The 21,137-nt window shown below is 63.5% G+C and carries 22 protein-coding genes; 7 read left to right on the top strand and 15 right to left on the bottom strand.

Annotated features, from left to right (window positions below):
• Nucleotide 1 precedes the first annotated feature (1 nt).
• From ABNU55_RS02090 to ABNU55_RS02075, 4 genes are read left to right on the top strand one after another with little or no spacing between them, the layout of a single operon-like run.
• Nucleotides 2-460 carry a hypothetical protein gene (locus tag ABNU55_RS02090; RefSeq protein ID WP_290754355.1) on the top strand — a complete coding sequence of 153 codons (459 nt, stop codon included), beginning with the start codon at nucleotides 2-4 and terminating at the stop codon, nucleotides 458-460.
• The gene (locus ABNU55_RS02085; RefSeq protein ID WP_290754356.1) at nucleotides 450-1,313 is read left to right on the top strand and encodes a DUF58 domain-containing protein; all 864 of its coding nucleotides are present in this window, start codon (nucleotides 450-452) and stop codon (nucleotides 1,311-1,313) included. The genes ABNU55_RS02090 and ABNU55_RS02085 overlap by 11 nt, the downstream gene beginning before the upstream one ends.
• Nucleotides 1,310-4,174: a DUF4159 domain-containing protein gene (locus ABNU55_RS02080; protein WP_348764206.1), complete on the top strand. Its 2,865-nt coding sequence runs from the start codon at nucleotides 1,310-1,312 to the stop codon at nucleotides 4,172-4,174. Before ABNU55_RS02085 ends, ABNU55_RS02080 begins: the two co-directional genes overlap by 4 nt.
• A complete protein-coding gene (locus ABNU55_RS02075; protein WP_348764205.1) occupies nucleotides 4,171-6,210 on the top strand; it encodes a hypothetical protein in 2,040 nt (679 codons plus the stop codon). The genes ABNU55_RS02080 and ABNU55_RS02075 overlap by 4 nt, the downstream gene beginning before the upstream one ends.
• A gap of 7 nt (nucleotides 6,211-6,217) precedes the next feature.
• On the opposite strand, the gene ABNU55_RS02070 is transcribed toward ABNU55_RS02075, so the two are convergent.
• The 5 genes from ABNU55_RS02070 to ABNU55_RS02050 form a co-directional block, all read right to left on the bottom strand.
• The gene (locus ABNU55_RS02070; RefSeq protein ID WP_290749121.1) at nucleotides 6,218-7,414 is read right to left on the bottom strand and encodes a reverse transcriptase domain-containing protein; all 1,197 of its coding nucleotides are present in this window, start codon (nucleotides 7,412-7,414) and stop codon (nucleotides 6,218-6,220) included.
• Nucleotides 7,415-8,220: 806 nt separating this feature from the next.
• Nucleotides 8,221-8,622, bottom strand: a complete 402-nt coding sequence (locus ABNU55_RS02065) for an arsenate reductase family protein (protein ID WP_290749126.1) — start codon at nucleotides 8,620-8,622, stop codon at nucleotides 8,221-8,223.
• Nucleotides 8,619-9,647, bottom strand: a complete 1,029-nt coding sequence (gene arsB, locus ABNU55_RS02060; RefSeq protein ID WP_290749128.1) for an ACR3 family arsenite efflux transporter — start codon at nucleotides 9,645-9,647, stop codon at nucleotides 8,619-8,621. Before arsB ends, ABNU55_RS02065 begins: the two co-directional genes overlap by 4 nt.
• Before the next feature lie 9 nt (nucleotides 9,648-9,656).
• The gene (locus tag ABNU55_RS02055; RefSeq protein ID WP_290749130.1) at nucleotides 9,657-10,142 is read right to left on the bottom strand and encodes an ArsI/CadI family heavy metal resistance metalloenzyme; all 486 of its coding nucleotides are present in this window, start codon (nucleotides 10,140-10,142) and stop codon (nucleotides 9,657-9,659) included.
• A complete protein-coding gene (locus ABNU55_RS02050; protein WP_290749132.1) occupies nucleotides 10,139-10,513 on the bottom strand; it encodes a metalloregulator ArsR/SmtB family transcription factor in 375 nt (124 codons plus the stop codon). Before ABNU55_RS02050 ends, ABNU55_RS02055 begins: the two co-directional genes overlap by 4 nt.
• A 156-nt stretch (nucleotides 10,514-10,669) precedes the next feature.
• Here ABNU55_RS02050 and ABNU55_RS02045 point away from each other — a divergent pair, with 156 nt between their 5' ends.
• The 3 genes from ABNU55_RS02045 (at nucleotide 10,670) to ABNU55_RS02035 (ending at nucleotide 12,644) form a co-directional block, all read left to right on the top strand.
• Nucleotides 10,670-11,017 carry a hypothetical protein gene (locus tag ABNU55_RS02045; RefSeq protein ID WP_290749135.1) on the top strand — a complete coding sequence of 116 codons (348 nt, stop codon included), beginning with the start codon at nucleotides 10,670-10,672 and terminating at the stop codon, nucleotides 11,015-11,017.
• 192 nt (nucleotides 11,018-11,209) lie between these two features.
• Nucleotides 11,210-11,998 (top strand): hypothetical protein, encoded by a 789-nt coding sequence (locus ABNU55_RS02040; RefSeq protein ID WP_290749138.1) that lies wholly within the window; start codon nucleotides 11,210-11,212, stop codon nucleotides 11,996-11,998.
• An 88-nt stretch (nucleotides 11,999-12,086) separates the two neighbouring features.
• On the top strand, nucleotides 12,087-12,644 hold the full coding sequence (locus ABNU55_RS02035) for a YetF domain-containing protein (protein ID WP_290749141.1): 558 nt from the start codon (nucleotides 12,087-12,089) through the stop codon (nucleotides 12,642-12,644).
• Here the strand turns inward: ABNU55_RS02035 and ABNU55_RS02030 are convergent.
• The 10 genes from ABNU55_RS02030 to ABNU55_RS01985 form a co-directional block, all read right to left on the bottom strand.
• The gene (locus tag ABNU55_RS02030) at nucleotides 12,641-13,135 is read right to left on the bottom strand and encodes an N-acetyltransferase (protein WP_290749144.1); all 495 of its coding nucleotides are present in this window, start codon (nucleotides 13,133-13,135) and stop codon (nucleotides 12,641-12,643) included. The two genes, ABNU55_RS02035 and ABNU55_RS02030, sit on opposite strands and share 4 nt — an antisense overlap.
• Nucleotides 13,136-13,180: 45 nt before the next feature.
• Nucleotides 13,181-14,170 (bottom strand): alpha/beta hydrolase, encoded by a 990-nt coding sequence (locus tag ABNU55_RS02025; RefSeq protein WP_290749146.1) that lies wholly within the window; start codon nucleotides 14,168-14,170, stop codon nucleotides 13,181-13,183.
• Between the two features lie 19 nt (nucleotides 14,171-14,189).
• Entirely contained in the window at nucleotides 14,190-14,624 is a 435-nt protein-coding gene (locus tag ABNU55_RS02020; RefSeq protein WP_290749148.1) for a PaaI family thioesterase, read from the bottom strand.
• A gap of 42 nt (nucleotides 14,625-14,666) precedes the next feature.
• Nucleotides 14,667-15,410, bottom strand: coding sequence for a CPBP family intramembrane glutamic endopeptidase (locus ABNU55_RS02015; RefSeq protein ID WP_290749150.1), 744 nt, complete (start codon nucleotides 15,408-15,410; stop codon nucleotides 14,667-14,669).
• A gap of 9 nt (nucleotides 15,411-15,419) precedes the next feature.
• Nucleotides 15,420-16,775, bottom strand: coding sequence for an AarF/UbiB family protein (locus tag ABNU55_RS02010; RefSeq protein WP_290749152.1), 1,356 nt, complete (start codon nucleotides 16,773-16,775; stop codon nucleotides 15,420-15,422).
• 60 nt (nucleotides 16,776-16,835) lie between these two features.
• The gene (locus tag ABNU55_RS02005; protein WP_290749155.1) at nucleotides 16,836-17,306 is read right to left on the bottom strand and encodes a VOC family protein; all 471 of its coding nucleotides are present in this window, start codon (nucleotides 17,304-17,306) and stop codon (nucleotides 16,836-16,838) included.
• A complete protein-coding gene (locus ABNU55_RS02000) occupies nucleotides 17,303-17,773 on the bottom strand; it encodes a hypothetical protein (protein ID WP_290749156.1) in 471 nt (156 codons plus the stop codon). Before ABNU55_RS02000 ends, ABNU55_RS02005 begins: the two co-directional genes overlap by 4 nt.
• 51 nt (nucleotides 17,774-17,824) lie before the next feature.
• Entirely contained in the window at nucleotides 17,825-18,709 is an 885-nt protein-coding gene (locus ABNU55_RS01995) for a methylated-DNA--[protein]-cysteine S-methyltransferase (protein WP_290749159.1), read from the bottom strand.
• Between the two features lie 68 nt (nucleotides 18,710-18,777).
• Nucleotides 18,778-19,443 carry an FkbM family methyltransferase gene (locus ABNU55_RS01990; protein WP_290749161.1) on the bottom strand — a complete coding sequence of 222 codons (666 nt, stop codon included), beginning with the start codon at nucleotides 19,441-19,443 and terminating at the stop codon, nucleotides 18,778-18,780.
• 126 nt (nucleotides 19,444-19,569) lie between these two features.
• Nucleotides 19,570-21,039, bottom strand: a complete 1,470-nt coding sequence (locus ABNU55_RS01985; RefSeq protein WP_290749164.1) for a sigma-54 dependent transcriptional regulator — start codon at nucleotides 21,037-21,039, stop codon at nucleotides 19,570-19,572.
• Nucleotides 21,040-21,137: the final 98 nt, after the last annotated feature.

The following is a 21,137-nucleotide window of genomic DNA, read 5'->3' as shown; positions in this document are numbered from 1 at the left end:
TATGCAGGCTGCCGCGCCACAGCTTGGCCGTCTGGCCGCAGGCCTGACCCTCGGCGCCATCCTTATGGCGGGCTGCGAGCGCGACCCCGGCATGCCGTCCGGCGATGCGCTTGCCGACTGTTACCGCACCATCCAGCGCGCCCAGCTCGCCCTCGAGGTCGGCGGAACCGGCCTCAGCGCCTCGGATCGCCGGCTTGTGCGCGCTGAACTCGATGCAGCGAATGTCGAGGTCCTTCATGCCTGGTCGACCCGCGAAGGGGTCAATCTCAGCATTGCCAGCATCGAAGAGGAATCAGAAGAGGCGCGCGGCTTTCTTGCCGGGGTCGAGGCCGAAGCAGGCCTTGGCGAACAGGACCGGCTGAGCGAGCGTACGGATGCCTCCGCCGCGCCCACGGCCTGGCGTGCCAAATTCGATGCCGCCCTCACCTGCACTGAAGAGGTGTCTGTCGATGGCGCCTGATGCCCTGAGAGCCGAAGCTGAAGAGGTCGCCCGCAGCCTGCCCGGCCTCAACCTCAAGGCCCGTGCCGCCGACGCTGCCCATCTCGGCGCAGCCGGCCGCAAGCGGGCCGGCACGGGCGAACAGTTCTGGCAGTACCGCCACTATTCGCAGGAAGACACCGCCCAGCGCATCGACTGGCGGCGCTCCGCACGCGGCGACGACGTCTTTGTGCGCGAGACAGAGCTGGAGACCGCGCGGACCATCCTCTTCTGGTGCGATCCGCATCAGGGGTTCGACTGGACCGGCGCGCCCGCCCGGCACACCAAGGCAGATGCCGCGCGCATCATGATGCTCGCCAATGGGCTTCTTCTATCCAAGGCAGGTGAACGGATCGGCGTCCTTGGCAGCGGGCGCAATGCCAGCTTCGGCAAGGCCGCCGCCGACAAGCTGGGCGAAGACCTGACCAATCCCGCCAGCCAGACCTTTCCGCCCCCGCCGCGCGCCCGCGCCATCTTCACCATTGCCAGCGACTTCTACGACCCGGTGGAGGTCTGGCGCGAACGTCTCGCCCCGCTGGCGCGCGCCTCAAAGGAAGGCATCCTTCTGTCCCTTTCGGACCCGATAGAAGAAGACTTCCCCTGGCAGGGACGCGTCCGCTTCTCCCGTCCGGGCGAAGCCATGTCGCGCATCTTCGGCCGGGCCGAAAGCATCCGTGAAACCTATCTTGCCCGCTACCGCGAACAGGCCGCCCGCATGGAAGCGCTCGCCGCCAGTCTCGGCTGGCAATATGTGCGCCACTCCACCGGCAGCGATATCGCGCTAGGCGCCGCCGGTCTGAAACAGGCCTTTGAAACATTCGGGGCGCGCCTGTGACGCTTGGCCCCTTCCTCTTCGGCGCGCCGCTGGCGCTTCTCGGTCTTCTCGCCCTGCCGGTGATCTGGTTCGTCCTGCGCGCGACACCGCCCGCCCCGCAGGACGCCGCCCTGCCATCGCTGCGCCTGCTTGACGATGTCCAGCCAGAGGACGAAACCCCCGCCCGCACGCCCTGGTGGATCCTCCTCCTGCGTCTTCTGGCGGCTGCCGCCATCATTGCCGGCCTTTCCAAGCCGATCTACGCCCCCGGCGCAAAGGCCAGCGGCGAGGCAGGCGGCCCGGTCCTCATCGTCATGGACAATGGCTGGACGAGCGCGCCCCGCTGGAGCGAGATGCGCGCGGCGGCCTCTGGCGCGCTCAACAGCGCCGGGCGCGACACGGCCGCCCATCTTCTGCTGACGGCGCCGCGCAGCCTCAACATGGACCCGGCTCAGCGCCTCTCCCGGACAGAGCTTTCCGCGCGCATCAGCTCGCTTGACCCTCTCTCATGGCCGGTTGACCGGGCGGACGCGCTTGAGCGCCTCGAAGAGTCGGACCTCCAGCCCGGCCGCATTCTCTGGGTCAGCGACGGGCTTCAGTCTGAAGGCGCAGAGGCGTTTGCCGCCGCTCTCGCAGAGCGCGCGCCGCTCAGCGTCTATGCCGCCCCGCCGCGCGGGCCGTTTGCGATCAGCGCGCTCGGCTCGGATGCCAATGGCGCCACTCTCACCCTCCAGCGGGTCAACGTGGACGAGGCCGCCGAGACCTATGTCTCCGCGCTGACACTGGACGGCGCCGCCCTCGCCACCGCAAACGCCAGCTTTGGGGCGGGCGAGACCACCACACTGGCGCGCTTCGACGTGCCCGCTGCCGCGCTCGCCCGTGTGGAGCGTTTTGCCATTACCGGCGTGCCGAGCGCGGGCAGTATCTGGCTCTGGGATTCAGCGGACCGGTCCCGCAGGGTCGGGCTTGTCTCGGGCGAATCCACCTCCCAGCCGCTCCTTTCCGACATGAACTATGTGCGCAAGGCGCTTCAGCCCTTCGCGCATATCACCGATGGCTCGATTGAAGAGCTGATCGCCGCCGATCCGGACGCCATCATCATGACCGATGTCGGCCAGCTCGCCCCAGAGCTTGAAGAGAAGATGGCCACCTGGGTAGAGGATGGCGGCGCGCTCATCCGCTTTGCAGGCCCGCGCCTTGCGGCTCAGGCAGATGCGCTTGTGCCCACGCCGCTGCGCCGCTCCTCGCGCGCTGTTGGCGGCGCGCTGACATGGGAAGAGCCGCAGAGCATCGGCAGCTATCCCGAAACCTCTCCCTTCGCCGGCCTCTCTGCCCCCTCCGACATCAAGATCCGCCAGCAGGTCCTCGCGCGTCCAGACCCGGAGCTTGCGAGCCGCACCTGGGCCCGCCTGCAGGATGGCTCGCCGCTCGTCACTGCCGCCAGCCGTGGTGAGGGCATGCTGGTCCTTTTCCATGTGACGGCAGGCCCGGACTGGTCGGACCTCCCCTATTCCGGCACCTTCGTGGAGATGCTGCGCCGCGCCATCGCCGCAGGGCGCGGAGAAACGGCGCAGGAAACCGAAGGCACCTATACGCCTGACATCGTCGTCAACGGCTTTGGCCGCCTCGTCAGCCCCGGCCCGAACGCCTCGCCGGTCGACGCGGGTGAGTTTGCAGACATCACCCCGACCGAAGCCCACCCGCCGGGTCTCTATCGCGGCCCGTCCGGCACGCGCGCCATCAATGCCGGCAAGGACGCCGCGCCCGCCCTGATGACCAGCTGGCCGGCGGGTACCGAACTCCTCGGCGACGCCGAAGCCCGGACCATGCGTCTCGGCGGCCTTCTCCTCGGGCTCGCAGGCCTTCTCGTCGCGCTTGACCTCATCATCGCGCTTGCCATTGCAGGCCGCCTGCCGCGCCTTGGCCGCAGCAGCGCGGCTGCTGCCCTCATCATCACCGCCCTCGCCGCAGCCCCGCTTGCCCGCGACCCGGCCAGCGCCCAGCAGTTCAACACCCAGCCCGCCCCCAACAGCTACGCCATCGCGCCCAGCTATGGCACGGAAATCCAGCAGACCGGCGAGATCGACAAGGCGATGGAAGCGGCGCTCGACATGCGCCTTGCCTATATCGAGACCGGCAGCGCTGAGGTCGACCGCATCACACGCGCCGGCCTGCGCGGCCTCTCCATGGTGCTGACCCAGCGCACCTCGGTCGAACCGGCCGAACCCCACGCCGTGGACCCGGAAACCGACGCGCTTGATGTCTATCCGATGATCGCGCTCGCCCTGCCAGAGGGCGCCGCGCCGCTCAGCTCCCGCGCCGTCGAACGCCTCAATGACTATCTGCGCAATGGCGGCGCGCTCTTCATCGACACGCGCCGGGGCGGTGATATCGCCGGCAGCGACAGTTTCGCAGACCTCGACCGCGTGCTGCCCGGCCTCGACACCCCGCCCCTCCAGCCTGTCAGCCAGGACCATGTCCTCACCCGCAGCTTCTATCTCATCGACGGTTTCCCCGGTCGCTACCAGAACCGCCAGCTCTGGATCGAGACCTCTGCCGGCGCCGGCCAGCCGGCCAACCGGCGCGGCGACGGTGTCTCCGGCCTCATCATCGGCGATGCCGACTATCTCGCCGCCTGGGCCGTCGATGACAGGGGCCGCCCCCTGCTCAGCGTCGATGGCGGTGACCAGCAGCGCGAAATGGCCAGCCGCTTTGGTGTGAACCTCATCATGTACGTGCTGACCGGCAACTATAAGGAAGACCAGGTCCACCTGCCCGCCCTGCTTGAACGCCTCGGCGAAGGCGGCGAGGACGACGATCAGGACGGCCCGGCCCGCATTGAGGAAATGCTCCAGCGGCCCGAAGGGGTGGAGCCGGAATGATCGAAGCTGGACGCATCTCTTTCGACCCGCTTCTGGGCTGGCCGCTCCTCTGGGCGCTGCTGGCGGTCTGCGCGCTATCCTACATCGCCTATCTGCGCTGGCGCGGCCGCGCCTGGCTCACCCGCGCTGCCGCCCTGACCGCGCTGGCCGCCGCGCTCGCCAACCCCGCCTATGTGCGCGAGGAACGCGACCCGCTGCCCTCGGTCGCCGCCATCGTGGTGGACCGCTCTGAAAGCATGAGCTTTGGCGAGCGCGATGCCATCGCCGACGCCGCGCTTGAGAAACTGCGCGCCGACATGGACGCCGATGAAAGCCTCGAAGTCCGGTTCGCCGAAACCAGCTCCAATGCGGACGGCACCAGCCTCATTGCCTCGCTCGAAGGTCTGATGGCCGATGTCCCGCGCGACCGGATCGCCGGCACCGTCCTTGTCACCGATGGGCAGGTCCATGATGTCCCGGACGACCTGTCCCGCCTTGAACAGCTCGGCCCCATTCACAGCCTGATCACCGGTGACCCCGATAGCGGCGACCGGCGCATCTCGCTCGTGCGCTCGCCCGATTTCGGCATTGTCGGTGAGGAGGCCGAATTCGTTGTGCGCGTCGATGACCCGGCGAGTCCGCAGGCCATTGTCAGCTTTTCCCTGAATGGCGGCGAAACCCGGCAGATCACCGTCGAAACGGGAGCCGACACCCCGCTGCCGGTCGAGATTGAGCGGCGCGGTGACAATATCCTCGTCGTCGAGACCCCGCCCGGCGAGCAGGAGCTGACCCTCGCCAATAACCGCACCGCCGCCACCCTCTCTGGCGTGCGCGACCGCCTGCGCGTCCTCCTCATCACCGGCAAGCCAAACGCGGCGGGCCGGGCCTGGCGCGACCTTCTCAAATCCGACCCGTCCGTCGATCTCGTCCACTTCACCATCCTGCGCCCGCCCTTCAAGACAGACCGCACCCCGCTTGAGGAAATGGCGCTGATCGCTTTCCCGACCGAGGAATTGTTCGAAGGCAAGCTCGATGAGTTCGACCTCATCATCTTCGACCAGTATGAGCGGCGCACCGTCATCACCATGTCCTATCTCGCCAATATGGCGCGCTATGTCGCCGATGGCGGCGCGCTGCTTATCGCGGCGGGCGAGGACTTTGCCGGCCCCGCCAGCCTCGCCAATACGCCGCTCGCCAGCGTGCTGCCTGCCCTGCCCACCGGCCTCATCAATATCGGCGCCTTCACGCCGAAGCTCTCCGACACGGGCCGGCGCCACACCATTACCCAGTCCCTGCCGGACCAGTCCTGGGGCGACTGGGTGCGCTATATTGATGCCGAGGTGGAGGCCGGCGATGTCCTGATGACCGCCCGCAATGACGATCCGCTCCTCGTGGTCGACAGGGTGGGCGAAGGCCGCGTCGCGCAGATCCTCTCGGGCCAGGTCTGGCTCTGGGCGCGCGGCTATGATGGCGGCGGCCCCTTTTCCGAACTGATCCGGCGCACCGTCCACTGGCTGATGAAAGAGCCCGAACTTGAAGAGCGCCAGCTCCTGCTCGAAGCGCAGGGCGACACGATGCGCGCACGCCTGCGCACCCTGTCGGACACCGCCCCGGCGCTGTCTGTGGAGACCCCGGACGGCGAAACCCTCACCCCCCGCTGGACTGAGACCGGCCCGGGCGAGTTCACCGCAGAGCTTGCCATAGACCAGCTCGGCCTTTTCCGCGCAGAGGCGGGCGGCCTCGAAGCCGTCGCCCTCAACGGCCCCGCCAACCCCAAGGAATACGCCTCGCTCGAGGCCACAGGCGAGGTGCTCGCCCCCCTCTCAGCGGCGACCGGCGGCGGCGTCTATGAACTGCCCCGCCCCGGCGCCAGCCCGCCGGACATCCGCCGCGTCGGGCAGAATGCCAACGCCTCCGGCAACAGCTGGATAGGCCTGCGAGAAAGAGGCGCCTATGCCGTCCGCAGCTCCACCTCCATGCCGCTACTGCCGGGACTCCTGGCGGTGCTGGCTATTCTGGCTTTCCTGTTGCTGGCCTGGCGGCGGGAGGGGCAATAGGACCTCACTAAATGCCAAAAAGTCGCAAAAGCGTATCGGCCGAAGCTCTCTTTTCCGCATGTGAAAGCTGCGCGACAATACGCCGACACATGGCCAATTGAAGTTGCTTCAACGTCTTCTCGAATTGGGGCCAGTCGCTGCAGAAGCCATAAGCACCGCGGTAGTTTCGAACTAGATTATTTGCCTTGTTCGCTGAAGTCAGAAGCCAATTTTTTTGCTTTCGAGCATCTCCGAGATCTATCTCACACGCCTCCAGCACTTCGGTTTCAATTCGTTTTCTCGAAGTGGGCGGAATTTCGAACCGAATGGCGCCAGGCCCGGCTCGCACAAGCTTGATCCCCAAGAAGTCAAAATTGTTGCGCGGCCCAATCAATACCGTCTTGGGCTTTTCCTTTGGGGTGCCCATCTCGTGGACTCGAAGCCCACGCTTCGTAACAGCGGCTCGGTAAGCCTGAAAGTGGCTCTCAACTGTGAGCTTGTCTGCACCGAAGAAAAGAAGGTCGTCAACGTATCGATGGAATCCTCCTTCCACTTGCCGATCAACATTTAATAGAAAGAGATAAGAGAAGATCGGAGAAAGAGGCATCCCCTGCCGAATACCGCAGCCCGCTTTTAGACCAGCTTTCTGAAAAATCGCTTTTTCTTCGCCGCTCCTGATAGCTGTTTCACAAGCCAAAGCGCCAAAAAGCAACTCATGAAGTGATCTATGCCGAACCTTGCTCTTTATTACTTCGCGCATTTGAGGTCGGTCTATGGTGTCGAAGTACTTCGAGAGGTCGGCACGGATCACAAAGTCAGTTGGCTTGAGCAGTTTCCTCACCGTTTCGAGGGAGTTCTGAACACCATCCCCAGTCCCTTTCAAAGAACTGAAACTAGAGGGTACTTTCCAGCTTTCTCCGTATTGCTCAGACAGAAATCTGACCAGAACCTTTTGTACAAACCTATCTCGGATCGTCGGCACGTTTATCAGCCGAATTCCGCCGTTCTCCTTTGGAATAGCTATCGGCCTCAGCTTGCTGAACCCAAATGCCTTGAAGCGTACGCGTTCGGATATGTCGGCGACTTGTTGCTCGATTGTATTGGCAAAGTCTGTGCGTGTAATGCCGTCGACACCTGATAGCGTTCGCTTAGGGAACGAAGCCTTGTGTTCTTCCCATGCATCTAAAAGTGATTGTTTGGCGAAGAGACGATCCAGCGTATTCATACTTACCGATTAGCGGAAATTGCGTGTAGCGCTAGGTAAGGTGAGGGGAGCCACAACCCTACTTCGCCAATCCACCGAACAACATGCTCGCGTGTTCGTGACGGGCGCTTGGGCTGCGCGGCCGAAGGAACTGCAGGTCGCCAACTTTCAGATTGGGTGTGAACCCGATCCATGCGAAAGTCCAAGCGAAATTCGACGCCTCCGGCAATCTCAATTTTAGAGCGACTGAAAGCCCAGTTCAATGCCCTCCAAACACGAAGAACAAATCATGAACAAACATTTGCCCGCGCGCAGCCTCGGATGGCCCGCCGTTCTGAAAATTGGTACATGGCCCTCATTTCCATAGCTACACATTGGGCCACCTGACCCACCTTCCTCGTTAGACACAACCCTACTTCGCCAATCCACCGAACAACATGCTCGCGTGTTCGTGACGGGCGCTTGGGCTGCGCGGCCGAAGGAACTGCAGGTCGCCAACTTTCAGATCCGAAGAGAATCCGATTCGCTCGCGGAAGTAGAATACGACGAGGGAGCAAACTCGTCAATGTTCATGTTTCATTCTTTTTGCAGTCATTGCTCACCATTCCTATACCTACCCAGTGGCAAGCGTGGAGACAGCGGGGGTAAAAATCGTAAATCTCCTCCCCAGCCCTCGTCTACATGGAGCTGACCCTTCCGATCATATGGAGCTGTCTGATGCGGGTGCCGGTGCGGCACTGGCGGACGCTGTTTCATTATCTTGGCCGCCTCGACGCGGCCTTTGCCGAAGCGCGGGGCGACAGCCGCACCTTCGTCACCTGTTCACGTCAGGGCGCGAACAGGACCTCGCCGCTCTCATCATAGATTACCCGTCCCGGCAGAACTGGCAGCAGATCGATCGCGCTCGAACTAGGCCTGCAAAGGCGCACGCCGAGCGGAGAACAGACGATTGGGCGGTTCACCAGAACGGGGTGCTGCAGCATCGCCGCCATGATCTTTTCTTCGTCAACAGCCGGGTCCAGCAGGCCGAGCGCTTCGGCGGGCGACTTTGTTTCCCTGAGGGCCGCGCGCGGCGTCAGTCCGGCGGCCGCGAACAGGCCGAGGAGCTGCGGGCGCGTCCACCCCTCTCTGAGATAGTCCACCACTTCAAATGGCTCACCGGTCGCCTCGATCAGGCGGAGCACATTGCGGGAGGTGCCGCAGTCGCGATTGTGGTGAATGACGATCATTCGGCCGCCTCCGCAAACGCCCCCTTCGTCCGGTTGGCGAGCGCGACCAGCGACAGCATGACCGGCACCTCTACCAGGACACCGACAACGGTCGCCAGCGCCGCGCCGGAATTCAGCCCAAAGAGGGAGATCGCGACAGCAACGGCCAGCTCGAAGAAATTCGACGTGCCGATCAGTGCGCAGGGCGCGGCGATGCTGTGCGGCACTTTCAGCGCCCAGGCCGCCCCATAGGCGAGCGCGAACATGCCATAGGACTGGATCAGGATCGGCACGGCGATCAAGGCGATGACCAGAGGCTGAGACAGGATCACCTCGCCCTGAAAGCCAAAGAGCAGCACCACCGTCAGCAGCAGGCCGAGCACGGAGGCCGGTTTCACCCGCTCGATGAATCCATCGACCGCTGCACCCCCGCCCCGTGCCTTTAATAGCTGCCGCGCGGCGATCCCCGCAATCAGCGGCACAACGACATAGAGCGCGACCGACAGGAGCAGCGTTTCCCACGGCACGATGATGTCGGTAACGCCCAGCAAAAACGCCACGATGGGTGCGAAGGCCACCACCATGATCGCGTCATTCACACTGACCTGCACGAGGGTGTAGTTCGGGTCCCCGCGCGTGAGCTGTGACCAGATAAAAACCATGGCCGTGCAGGGCGCCGCGCCCAGCAGGATAAGGCCTGCAATATAACCCTCTGCGTCCGCGTCCGGGATCAGACCTGCAAACACATAACGGAAGAAGAAAACCCCCAGCGCCGCCATGGTGAACGGCTTGATCAGCCAGTTGACCACCAGCGTGATGATGAGGCCTTTCGGCTTTTCACCGGCCCGCGCCAATGATGAAAAATCCACCCCGATCATCATCGGCCAGACCATCGCCCAGATGAGGATCGCGACCGCGAAGTTCACATTGGCATACTCAAAGCCTGCCAGCGCGCCAAAGACGCCGGGGAGCACCTGTCCAAGCGCGATCCCCGCAACAATGGCAAGCGCGACCCAGACCGACAGGTATCGTTCAAAATTGCCCATGGCTTGCGCCTAGCAGCAGGACGCGCTGGCAGACGCAGACGGCTGGGCCGGTGCGCAACACGCCGCCTCTGGCCGCCCGGTGGGCGTCACGGCGAGACGCGCCTCCTCTGCGACCACGCCGCCGCCATAGGAGGCCGCCTCGCCATGGGTTTGGAAAACCTCCCACGGCACGCCCGCCGGATCGGTCACCCAGCTCTTCTCCGAGCGCGCATAGCAGCAGACCGTCTCGCCCTCCTCGAGCACCGGCGCGTCGGCACGCTCGAGACGGCCATAGACCTCCGCGAGCTCCTCACTGTCCTCTACCTGGATGCCGAGATGCTCCACCCCGGCCTTCGCCCCGCGGGCACTGATCGCGAAATTGACCCGCGGATCGTCCAGCATCCACTTGGCATAGTCGTTCTTCACCACGCTTGGCGCGGTCGCAAACAGCGTCTCATAGAAGGGGATGGCGCGGGCAAGGTCATCGACAGCGACATGGATGTGAAGGCGTTTCATGACAGGATTTCTTTCTCCGGGGCACAGCCGGGGCTACAATAGAGAGTTCGTTCAGCAGCAGCCTGCACACTCGTCACGACGCAAGCCTCACCGGCGCAGCAGTCTTCCATCAGGTAGACGATGAGATCGCTCACCCGGTCGAAACTTGCCGAATAGATGATGGACCGCCCCTCGCGCCGGCTTTCAATCAGGCCGGCCTGTGAGAGCAGATTAAGCTGCACCGAAAGCGTGTTGGGCGCGCGGCCGACAGCCTCGGCAATTGCGCCAGCGGCAAGTCCCTCCGGCCCTGCCCGCACCAGCAGGCGGAACACATCGAGACGCCCCTCCTGAGAGAGGGCAGAGAAGGCGTTCAGGGCGTCCACTTTATCCATATTTCAATATTCGTTGAACTGTTGAATAAAGTCAATCCTGTTTTCCGCTTTCGATGGCGCCCCCCTCGCTCCCGCCATTTCCATCCCCCTCCCCCAGCCCTCCGTCTATAACCCCGCCGCATGGAGCTGACCTGGGCGATCATATGGAGCTGTCTGATGCGGGTGCCGGTGCGGCACTGGCGGACGCTGTTTCATTATCTTGGCCGCCTCGACGCGACCTTCGCTGAGGCGCGGGCTGAGGGCCGCCCCTTCGTCAACTGGCACCTGCGCGAGGATGGCGTCATCTGGGTGTCGGACTGGGGCCTCACCGAAGGCGAGCAGGAACGAAGCTGCGCCCTGCCGGTCGCTCTCGATCCCGCGCCCTGGACGCGCGCCGCCCTCGCGCTCGACCCGCCCAGCACCCTGCACCCTGCGTGCACCGCAACTGTCCTTGTCCTGCACCATGGCTGGACGCGCCCTGCTCCATGTCTGGGCACAGCCCCCACCGCGCTCAAGCCGCCCTGACGGCTGCCCCACATCCAGAAAACCGCACCGCCGCGCTCCCTATACCGGAGTCTGCGGCCGCTGGTGCTGGTGCTGGTGAAGCACTGGCGAACTTCGTGCACGGCCAAGCGGGCAAGGATGGCGACATCCGGGTTCCGGCCTAGTATCCTGCCCAGGACGAGCTGAGACGCCGCGAGGGGGGACGCGCCTGACATGAGAGAGATTGCCGACGCCCTGCTGCCCTTACTCGAAGCCGAAGCCAGCAAGGCGGAACGTGGTCCCCGCACCATCTTCATCTCCGGCGCGCAAGGGATCGGTAAATCGACCGCACTGGCACGGGCCCTCAAGAGGCTGAATGTCCCGGCCATCGGCCTCGGCATCGATGATTTCTACCTCCCGAAAACCGCCCGCCAGCGCCTCGCGCGCGATGTCCATCCGCTCTTCGAAACACGCGGCCCGCCCGGCACGCATGACATTCCGCTGCTGACCGACACGCTCTGCCTGCTGCAGGCGGCTGAACCCGGCATGCAGATTGCGCTCCCCCGCTTTTCAAAGCGCGCCGATGACCGGCAGGCAGAACCGCACTGGCTGGCCCTCCCCGCCCGCCCGAAACTCATCCTCCTGGAAGGCTGGCTGATGGGTGTGGCGCCGGACGCCGCCTCGCCGGATGACGTCCCGCTCAACAGGGTGGAAGCCGAAGACACCCAAGGCGACTGGCGCCGCTATCAGGAAGACCAGCTCGTCGGGCCCTATCGCCGCCTCTGGGACATGGCAGACAGCTTCATCCATATCGAGGCGCCGGGTTTTGAAACCGTTCTCGGCTGGCGGCTGGAACAGGAAGCGGCCAATCTCGGCAAGCCACCCGGCACGCTGAGCGCCAATGAAGCCGCATGGGTCGAGCGCTTCATCCAGCACTATGAGCGCCTGACGCGCCGGCTCCTCACGGGGCAGAGGCGGGCCGGCGCCACGATAAAGGTCGGCGCCGGCCGGATGGCCGAATAGACGGCTGGTTTCTCTGCGCGCCGACGGAACGCCGCCGCCCGCCCACCCATTGAGAAGGATAGCCCAAACCCTCACCGGAGCACGCCCCATGGACCCCATCCTCCTCGATCAGGAAAGCGATCTTGTCCGCGTCCTCATCTCCGCGCCGATCATGTACCTCACCATCGTGCTGGCGATCCGGCTCTCGGGAAAACGGGCAACCTCCCAGATGAACAATTTCGACTGGATCGTGACCGTGGCCATCGGCTCTCTTGTCGGCTCCGGCATCGTGCTGAAAGGCGTCACTGTGCTGGAATCGGTGGCGGCCATCATCACGCTTCTGGCGCTGCAATGGGTTCTGACCAAATCAGTGCTCCACAGCAAGCTCCTCTCGAAACTGGTAAAGGCAGAACCTGTCGTCCTCTTGGATAGCGGTGTCTTCGATGAAAAGGCGATGCGGCGCGAACGCGTGACCAAGCGCGAAGTCATGTCGGCTATCCGCCAGCACGGCCTTGTCGATCCCGATCAGGTCCGCTGGGTCATTCTGGAGACGAATGCTGCCTTCAGCGTTGTCCCCAAAGGCGCCAACAGTCAGCATATCCGCGCGCTTGAGGATGTCGACGGCATCGAGACTGTGCCACAGGCAGGCCGCGCCCAGACCTCCTAGGCGCCAGTCACCAGACCTTCAAGGACACTGGCATCCCCGGCCAGATCGCGCACCATGACCCGCGACTGGTCCTGCGGCCCCGGAAAGGTCAGGCGCCCGCGCGGGGTCACGGTAAAGCCGATCCGTCCGAAATAGGCCGGCGCGCCGATAAGCACGGCCGCTGGCCAGCCAGCTGCCTTGCCCGCCTCCAGCGCCGCTTCGGTCAGCTTCAGGCCAAGCTCGCCGCCACGCCAGGCGGGCGAAACGGCGACCGGTCCATAGAACAGCGCCCGGTCGCCCCGCTTGCCGACCTTGAGCGGCCAGACCCTGCAGACGCCCACCACGGTGTCCCCATCGACCACGGCCACGCGGTTCACCTCCGGCACTGAGGCTGAATACTCGCGCAGCCGCTCTGCGGTCTTGGCAAAGTGGCCAGGCCCGAAGGTGCGGTCAAAAAGGTCTTCAATCGCAACCGCATGCAGGGCGGGCGTTTCCGGGACGATATCGATCATGGGGCGGGTGTTTAGGGCGCGTTCGGCCCGGTTGCAAACGCCAAATCAATCACGGTCCGGCCAGACGGCCAGCAGGCTGCGAATGGCCGACACAAAAGCCAGCGGCTGGTCCAGCATCACATGGTGATAGGCCTCCGGCACCGTAATCATCGGAACCGGCGGCTCCTGAAGCGACGACATATAATCTGCGACCCGGTCCGGCACGAGGTCGGACAGCCCGCCGCGCATGAAGACGATCGGGCAGCGAGTGGCGAGCGACGTCAGGTCTACCTCGTTCCACTCCTCCATCAGCGAGTTGAAGATGAAGGGGTCGAACTTCCAGGAATAGCCCGCCTTGCCATCCTCGCCGCTCGTCTCGCGGATGCTGTGGCGCGCGATATAGTCGACGATATAGTGGTTCTCACAGGGCTGAGACGGGGCAAGCCGAAAGCGCGCCAGCGCCGCGTTGAAGTCCTCATAGACGCGGTTCGGCTTTGTCCGGCGCGGCGGGCGCGGGCGCTCCTCACCCGGTGGTTCGATATGGCTGTCGACGATGACGGCGCCGCCAAATTTGTCCCCGCCTTCCCGGATGGTGGTAAAAAGGGAAATGATACCGCCAAAGGAATGGGAGATGATGATGGGCTTTTCAGCATGTGCGAAAAGTCCCGCATGCTCGGCCACCGCGTGCTGCTCGCGGCTGAACAGGGAAAAGGCATAGGCATCTCGCCAGTCGCTGTCGCCCATGCCTGAAAAGGTGGGCGCGACGACGTGATAGTCGCCTGCGAAATAAGGCGCGATGAAGTCCCACCAGCGGCCATGGGCGCCGTTGCCATGGGCCAGAAGAAGGCCGGGCTTGTCCGGGTCGCCCCAGCTTCGATACGCGATGGAGGCGCCTTCGACATCGACGCTGGACGTACGCGCGTCCTGGCGAATGGCCCAGTTGAACCAGTCCGGCGCTGGCGGTTTTTCCCCGCCATACCGGGCAAGCGTCATCTCGTCTTCCGCCGGAACCGGATGAATGTCCTGCGCCTTGCCGGGGTGATTGCCGTCACTCATGAAGCCTGCCTGCCCTGTTCTATCCGCGCCGCTCAATGACCTTGAAAATACCGGTGCCGGTCAGCAGCGTGCGGTCCCCGGTCCAGATGCGGCCCTCCACGGTGTAGAGATTGTTTTCAACCGTCACGATACGGGCATTGCCCTCGACAAACTCGCCATGCTTGGCGCCCGACAGAAAGTCACAGAGAAGCCGGATCGTGACCCACCAGCTATCCTCATCCTTTTCCACCGCCGCGCCCCAGGCCATGTCCGCAAAGGTCATCAGCATGCCGCCATGCGCGTTCATCATGCCATTGGTGTGATGCTCTTCCACACGGAAGGCACGGGTTACACCCTCGGGCTCGCGCTTTTCGAAAAGCGGGCCGACCTGACGGCCAAAGCCCCTGTGCCAGGGCAGAAGCTGGTAGCCTTCGGGAAGATCGAATGTCTGGGAGCGGTCGAGATCATCTGTCATTTGCCGAGCGGTTTGCCGCAAGCCGCAAGCGCCAACAAGGCCTCACCCAGCGGGAGGCGACAGGCTGGCGAGAAAGGTAATCATCCCATTGGCCGCGATGTGGGCGAGAATGGGCACAAGCATGGTCCCGCTTTTCATCCGCAGCCAGGCAAAACCAAGGCCCGCAACGAACACGACCAGCAGCGCCGGCACGCTGTATTGAAGGTGGAGGAATGTAAACGCCGCCGAGGACAGGACCGCCGCCATGATGGGCGGCACACCGCGTGTGAGCATCGCGCCCAGCGCCACACCGCGGAACGTCACTTCTTCAAGGATCGGCGCGAGAACGAGCGCAAAGACGAGATAGGCGATGCCCCAGTTTTCCCGCGCGAAGAAACTCGTATCGACATCGCGCGAATACTCCCAGCCCTGCTCCCCGCCCGCCAGAAGCGCGGCAATGAGGTTGGGTGCGATAAGGATGACCGGGCCAAGCAGGATCGCCGCGACAATCCAGTTCTGGGAAGCCTTCATCGATCCGGCAAAGGCGCCTGCCCCGATCTTCTCGCTCCAGATGCTGAGGATGGCGAAATGGACAAGGTGAATGGCCGCCAGCGCGGTCCAGAGCTGGCCGATACTTTCCGCCGAGCGCTCATCACCATTGATGACCTGGTTGAAGCCTGGCCAGACGAGGCCGATCAGGAACGCCCCGATCACCGGAAACAGGAAAGGTGCGCAAAGCGTCCAGAACGCCGCGGTGAACGGTTCACGGGCCAGGGCGGGCGGCGTATTATAGGGGGCAGTTTCCATTCGCCCCGACTAGACCGTCAGCCCCGCCTTGGAAAGCGCGTCGGACTGGCGCGCTGCGACAGCCGCCTCATCGAAACCTTCAAGACTTTCCTCGAAGAGCTGGTGATAGTTGAGTTCGGCGCCGAGGCGGAGATAGGCCGCGCCAAGTCCGATGGCCGCCCGGTCCATGAAGACAAATTCGCGCGGAATGGTGACCGGGCCCTTTTCCTTGAGCTTCTTGCGCACCTCAAAGGCCTGTTTGCGGCCATACTCGCCGGGCGCGACGCCATCGGCGACGCTGCGGACGCGGTCTTCGAGCAGCGGGCCATAGATGAACTTCGCCCAGATATTGAGGATTTCGACCAGATCCTTGTTGAGATTGCGAAAGCCCCATTTTTCATAGGCGGCGTAGGCGGCGTCGAAATCATCGGCTCGGATGGCGCGGTAGAGATCGACCACACCGCCAACGAAGTTCGGCGGGAAAATGCGGATACAGCCAAAGTCGAGAAGGTTGAGCCCTTCCCCGCCTCTGGTCACCTGATAATTGCCCAGATGCGGATCGCCATGGATCACGGCGTAGCGGGTTACCGGCAGCCACCATGTCCAGAAGAGGCGTTTGGCGATGCCGTTACGCACCTCCTGCGACGCGTCCTGCCACACGTTCAGCGGATCGCCGCTGACCCAGTCCATGGTGAGGAGCCGGTCGGTGGAAAGCTCATCGACGGGCTGCGGAATATGCACGAAATCCTTCGGCTCCAGCATCTCGCGATAGAGATACATGGCCTTGCGTTCGCGCTCATAGTCGAGTTCCTCGCGCAGCCGGTCGGAGATTTCCTCGATGATCTCTTCGGGGTCGATGGAGCCATCGAAGCGGCGGAACATGCCAAGCAGGCTTTTCAGCTGACCGACATCGCTTTCGACCGCACTTGCCATATCGGGATATTGCAGCTTGCAGGCGACTTCGCGCCCATCCGGCAATGTCGCCTTGTGGACCTGGCCGAGCGAGGCTGCATGGGCGGCGTCCTTGCCGAAATCGGAAAACCTGTCCTGCCAGTCTGCGCCGAGTTCGGCGCGCATCCGGCGTTTGACGAAGGCCCAGCCCATGGGCGGAGCCTGCGCCTGGAGCTGGGAAAGCTCATCGGCGTACTCTTCTGGCAGCAGGTCGGGGATCGTGGACAGGATCTGCGCGACCTTCATCAGCGGCCCCTTGGTCTTGCCAAGGGCCGAGGCGAGCGCCCGGGCGGTCTTCTCGTCGCTGTCATCGCCGCCGAAGAACCGGTTCGCTGCAAAGGCCACACCGGCCCCGGAGAGGTTGGAGCCGACCTGTGCGGTCCGCTTCAACCGGGCGCTGAACCTGTTTCGTTCGCGGTCTTTCTCGTCTGTCATACCGAGCGATCTATGTTGGCGCGCAAAGCGAACAACGGTTTATTTTGCCGCGCCAGCCGCCTACCAGGTGCCGATATTCTCGGCGCTCGCCCAAGGCTCTTTCGCCGGCAGAGGATCACCCTTCTGGAGAAGCTCGACCGAAATGCCATCCGGCGAGCGGACAAAGCACATGCGGCCGTCGCGCGGGGGGCGGTTGATCGTCACACCGATCTTCTGGAAGCGCTCGGTCGCGGCATAGATGTCATCGACCTTGTAGGCGAGATGGCCAAAATTGCGGCCACCCTCCAGCTCTTCAGGGTCCCAGTTATGGGTGAGTTCAACCATAGGAAGGCCGGGCGGCAGGCCCGTTTCATTCGGGTCCGGCTGATGGCGGGCAATGTCCTCCGGCGAGGCCAGAAAGATCAGCGTAAAGCGGCCGCCTTCATTATCGACCCGGCGGATTTCCTTCAGCCCAAGCCCGTCACAAAAGAATTTCAGGGCCGCATCGACATCGCTGATGCGGATCATTGTGTGGAGGTATTCGACACTCATTCGCGCTCTCCTTCGAGCCGCCGAATTTCAGATTTGAGCGATGGCGGCGCGTTTCGATAGTAATGGGAGGTCACCGCGTAGAGGAAAAGAACCACGGCGCCCATGACAAAGACAAAGGTCATGAAGACGTTGAACATATAGCCACGCTCCATAGGGCCTGGGACAGAGCCGCCCATGCGCCACATCAGGTCCCAGAGGCTGTTAAACCCCATGACAAGAAGCGGCAGGGCAAGCAGGCTGACCAGCGCTGCACCCCACCGGTAGGAGGCCGCCAGGGGCGCTTCGGTGCGGATGAAGATTTCCTTGAAGTCTTCCTGCGAGACGCGGTCAGAAAGAAGCTTCTTCTCGCGCATGGAGTCGTAGACGGCCTTGGAGAAGGTGGGCAGTTCGCGCCACTTCATCAGGATCCAGATGCCCCACAGCCCCAGCGCGACAAACATCAACGCGTAAAATGTAAGATATCCCATATCTCTTCCATTGGCTGGGCGCTCCGCCGGTCCCGATCGGGCCTGAAGCCTTCAGGCGGCGTGCGCGCGCTCAAATGTCAGCATGGCGCGCTTTCGCGCCACACCCCAATGGTAATTATGCAGCCGCCCATCCGACGCAAGGGCCCGGTGGCAGGGAATGAGCCACGATATCGTGTTCGCACCAATCGCCGTTCCCGCCGCGCGCGCCGCCTTTGGCTGACCGGCCGCTGCGGCCACCTCGCCATAGGTGCGGGTTTCCCCCGCCGGAATGTCCAGCAGGGCGCGCCAGATCTGGCGGCGGAACGGCGTGCCATAGAGCGCGACTGGCACAGGCTCCCCGCCATCGAAGATGCGCCTGGCCCAGATCAGCGCCTCATTATTGTCGAGGCGGATCGACGCGTTGGGATAGCGGTTCGCAAAATCGGCCTTGACCGCCTCCTTGCCATAGCCGGGATGCTCAAAGCCGGATTTCGCATCGGCGCCGTCATCGGCAAAGCCAAGCCCGCAAAGCCCGCGCGGCGAGATGACGAGAATGGCTGTACCGAAAGGCGTGTCGGCCTCGCCCATGACAAGGTCTGCCCCCTCTCCCCCGGATTTGGCTTCGCCGGGGGTGAGGCCCTCATGCGCGATGAAGAGATCATGCAGACGCGACGGGCCGGAAAGGCCGGTCTCAAGCGCCGTATCGAGCACGCTTGCGCCCTGCCGCAGGAGGTCGCCGGCCTCTGCATGGGCCAGCGCGGCCTGATACTGTTTCGGGCTGATGCCCGCCCAGCGGGTAAATTCGCGCTGGAAGTGGTGCGGCGACAGCCCGACCGCGCGGGCACATTCGGAAAGGTCCGGCCAGTCACGCCAGGTATCACCGAGATGCGACAGCGCATCGGCCATACGGGCATAGGCAATCGAACGTTCAGAGAGGGAGGGCAGCGTCTTCGTCATGGCCAGAGTTTGGCGCGGCCGAGGGCACTCTTCCACCCGTTTCTTGCGGCCCGGGCTCCGAAAGCTGTCTAGTCTGTCAGGCGGTCTGAGCCCCGCGGCGACAGGTAGAAGGTATTGCTCTTTCCCCGCGCCCCTTCCTGCAGCCTACCTCCGGCATAGGCCAGACGCCGCCAGCCTTTCCCTGTCAGCCAGGCATCGGCGGCGTCATTATTCTCCAGAAGGATCAGTGGATTGTGTTTTTCCAGCATCTCCTCCCCGCCCTTGAGGACATTTGCCTCAAAGCCCTGAACGTCGATCTTCAGAAAGGCTGGCGCGAAATCAAATGCGTCCAGGCGCTCTGTGACACAGACTGTTTCACGGACGTCGAGATGCGAGGGGTCAAAGCCGGCAACGGTTTCAGCATTCAGCCATCCCGCGGCTTCCTCACGGTCGAACGATGCCAGCCCATCATAGGGAAAATCGCGATAGACAGGCAGATAGAGGACCCGTTCCTCAGCCCTCTCCGACAGGCCGCAATTATGAATGGTGACCGCCGCGCTATTGCCGTAGCGCTGGCGCAGCCTGTCGGCGAGCAGCGTTGAGGGTTCAAAGGAATGGATGGGCAGAGCGGGCTGGTAGAGGCGAATGGCATCGATGCTCTGGCCGCGATTGGCGCCGACATCGATGGCGCACTCTCCGGGGCGGACCTTGAGCCGCGCGAGCACTTCGAAGTCCCGCTCAAAGGGGCGTTTCATGGCTTGGCGCATGAGGCGCTGGGCCCCTGATTTCATGCTGAGCAGAGCCGGAAAGCGTGACTGCAGCGCCCGAAGTTGGGGATAAAGCTTCATGTCTGTCTGTGTCTCAATGACGGATCAACAATATCAGCCGGTCTTCTTGTCGTCGCTATCCAGCTCATATTCGCGGATCTTGCGGTAAAGCGTCGAGCGGCCAATGCCGAGGCGGCGGCTGACTTCCGACATATGGCCCTGATAGAAGTCGATCGCATATTCGATCACATCGCGCTCGATGTCCGAGAGCGGGCGGATTTCGCCCTCCTCATCCTTTATGGCGATGGGGCCGCTTTCACGCGAAGGGGCAACCGCAGGCTCGCCTGTCTCCGGCATGTCATTGGCCGGCGGGGCGCGTTCCGGCACAGGCGGCAGGTCCACCATTTCAGGCATGATGCCGGAAATCTGCGGGAAATCGTGCGGCTGCAGCTCTGTTCCTTCACACAGGATCACAGCGCGGAAGACAGCATTTTCCAGCTGGCGCACATTGCCCGGCCAGTCGAAGGCGCACAGCATCTGCAGCGTTTCCTCGCTGGCATTTTCGATATCGCGGCCTTCAGAGGCGTTGAAGCGCGCGATGAAGTGCTCGACCAGCGCCGGGATATCCTCGCGCCGTTCGCTCAGGGAGGGCATGTCGATGGGGAAGACGTTGAGCCGGTAATAAAGGTCCTCACGAAAGCCGCCGGCCTTCACCTGTTCGGCAAGGTCACGATTGGTCGCCGAGACGATGCGCACATCGACCTTCGTCGGGCGGCGCGAGCCGACCGCGTCGACCTCGCCTTCCTGCAGCGCGCGCAGGAGCTTTACCTGCATGTCGAGCGGCAGCTCGCCGATCTCATCAAGGAAGAGCGTGCCGCCATCGGCCTCAACGAACTTACCGAGCGACTTGGAGACCGCGCCGGTAAAGGCGCCCTTCTCATGGCCGAACAGGATGCTCTCGACCAGATTCTCGGGGATGGCGCCGCAATTGACGGTCACGAACGGCTTGCCCGCGCGGTCGGACGCGCCCTGGATACAGCGGGCGATGACTTCCTTACCCACGCCGCTCTCACCCAGGATAAGGACGGGAATGTCAGAGCTTGCCGCACGCTGGCCAAGACGGACCACCTGGCGCATGGCGGGCGCGTCGGCGATCATGTCGTTGAAGTCCATGCCGCCTTCGGACTTGCGCGTCAGGCGTTTCACTTCGCCGGTCAGCGAAGACATTTTCAGCGCATTGCGGATGGAGACGAGAACGCGTTCAGGATTGGCTGGCTTGACGATGAAGTCGACAGCGCCGGCGCGCATCGCGGTCACAATCGTGTCGATGCCGGAGGTGGCGGTGAGCATGATCACCGGCACATCGGGAATGCGTTCGGACAGTCGCTCCAGCGTCTCGATCCCCGACAGGCCGGGCATGGTGAGGTCCAGCAGGATGACATCGGCGCCCGCTTCCGTCGCGGTGGTAAAGCCGCTCTCTCCGTCCGGCGCCGTGCGGCAGGCAAAACCTGCTTTTTCCACGGCAGCCTGGATCAGCCTGCGCTGGGTTGGATCATCATCGATGACCAGAACCGTCTTTGCCATATCACATCACTCCTGAACGCCTCGCGACCTCTGCTGGGTCATTTTGCTACGGCCCGATATGGCACACAGGTGTGGAGTTATGGTTCAGCAGGCATTTG

The sequence above is a fragment of the uncultured Henriciella sp. genome, from assembly GCF_964005855.1.
Classification (GTDB): domain Bacteria; phylum Pseudomonadota; class Alphaproteobacteria; order Caulobacterales; family Hyphomonadaceae; genus Henriciella.
Note: the sequence above shows the minus strand (reverse complement) of the source record. Positions and strands in the feature narration are given on the sequence as shown.

What these genes read in the sequence shown, in the direction of transcription:
- ABNU55_RS02090 (WP_290754355.1), top strand. Translation starts at nt 2, where the DNA reads ATGCAGGCTGCCGCGCCACAGCTTGGCCGTCTGGCCGCAGGCCTGACC.
- ABNU55_RS02085 (WP_290754356.1), top strand. Translation starts at nt 450, where the DNA reads ATGGCGCCTGATGCCCTGAGAGCCGAAGCTGAAGAGGTCGCCCGCAGC.
- ABNU55_RS02075 (WP_348764205.1), top strand. Translation starts at nt 4,171, where the DNA reads ATGATCGAAGCTGGACGCATCTCTTTCGACCCGCTTCTGGGCTGGCCG.
- ABNU55_RS02070 (WP_290749121.1), bottom strand. Translation starts at nt 7,414, where the DNA reads ATGAATACGCTGGATCGTCTCTTCGCCAAACAATCACTTTTAGATGCA.
- ABNU55_RS02065 (WP_290749126.1), bottom strand. Translation starts at nt 8,622, where the DNA reads ATGATCGTCATTCACCACAATCGCGACTGCGGCACCTCCCGCAATGTG.
- arsB (WP_290749128.1), bottom strand. Translation starts at nt 9,647, where the DNA reads ATGGGCAATTTTGAACGATACCTGTCGGTCTGGGTCGCGCTTGCCATT.
- ABNU55_RS02055 (WP_290749130.1), bottom strand. Translation starts at nt 10,142, where the DNA reads ATGAAACGCCTTCACATCCATGTCGCTGTCGATGACCTTGCCCGCGCC.
- ABNU55_RS02050 (WP_290749132.1), bottom strand. Translation starts at nt 10,513, where the DNA reads ATGGATAAAGTGGACGCCCTGAACGCCTTCTCTGCCCTCTCTCAGGAG.
- ABNU55_RS02045 (WP_290749135.1), top strand. Translation starts at nt 10,670, where the DNA reads ATGCGGGTGCCGGTGCGGCACTGGCGGACGCTGTTTCATTATCTTGGC.
- ABNU55_RS02040 (WP_290749138.1), top strand. Translation starts at nt 11,210, where the DNA reads ATGAGAGAGATTGCCGACGCCCTGCTGCCCTTACTCGAAGCCGAAGCC.
- ABNU55_RS02035 (WP_290749141.1), top strand. Translation starts at nt 12,087, where the DNA reads ATGGACCCCATCCTCCTCGATCAGGAAAGCGATCTTGTCCGCGTCCTC.
- ABNU55_RS02030 (WP_290749144.1), bottom strand. Translation starts at nt 13,135, where the DNA reads ATGATCGATATCGTCCCGGAAACGCCCGCCCTGCATGCGGTTGCGATT.
- ABNU55_RS02025 (WP_290749146.1), bottom strand. Translation starts at nt 14,170, where the DNA reads ATGAGTGACGGCAATCACCCCGGCAAGGCGCAGGACATTCATCCGGTT.
- ABNU55_RS02020 (WP_290749148.1), bottom strand. Translation starts at nt 14,624, where the DNA reads ATGACAGATGATCTCGACCGCTCCCAGACATTCGATCTTCCCGAAGGC.
- ABNU55_RS02015 (WP_290749150.1), bottom strand. Translation starts at nt 15,410, where the DNA reads ATGGAAACTGCCCCCTATAATACGCCGCCCGCCCTGGCCCGTGAACCG.
- ABNU55_RS02010 (WP_290749152.1), bottom strand. Translation starts at nt 16,775, where the DNA reads ATGACAGACGAGAAAGACCGCGAACGAAACAGGTTCAGCGCCCGGTTG.
- ABNU55_RS02005 (WP_290749155.1), bottom strand. Translation starts at nt 17,306, where the DNA reads ATGAGTGTCGAATACCTCCACACAATGATCCGCATCAGCGATGTCGAT.
- ABNU55_RS02000 (WP_290749156.1), bottom strand. Translation starts at nt 17,773, where the DNA reads ATGGGATATCTTACATTTTACGCGTTGATGTTTGTCGCGCTGGGGCTG.
- ABNU55_RS01995 (WP_290749159.1), bottom strand. Translation starts at nt 18,709, where the DNA reads ATGACGAAGACGCTGCCCTCCCTCTCTGAACGTTCGATTGCCTATGCC.
- ABNU55_RS01990 (WP_290749161.1), bottom strand. Translation starts at nt 19,443, where the DNA reads ATGAAACGCCCCTTTGAGCGGGACTTCGAAGTGCTCGCGCGGCTCAAG.
- ABNU55_RS01985 (WP_290749164.1), bottom strand. Translation starts at nt 21,039, where the DNA reads ATGGCAAAGACGGTTCTGGTCATCGATGATGATCCAACCCAGCGCAGG.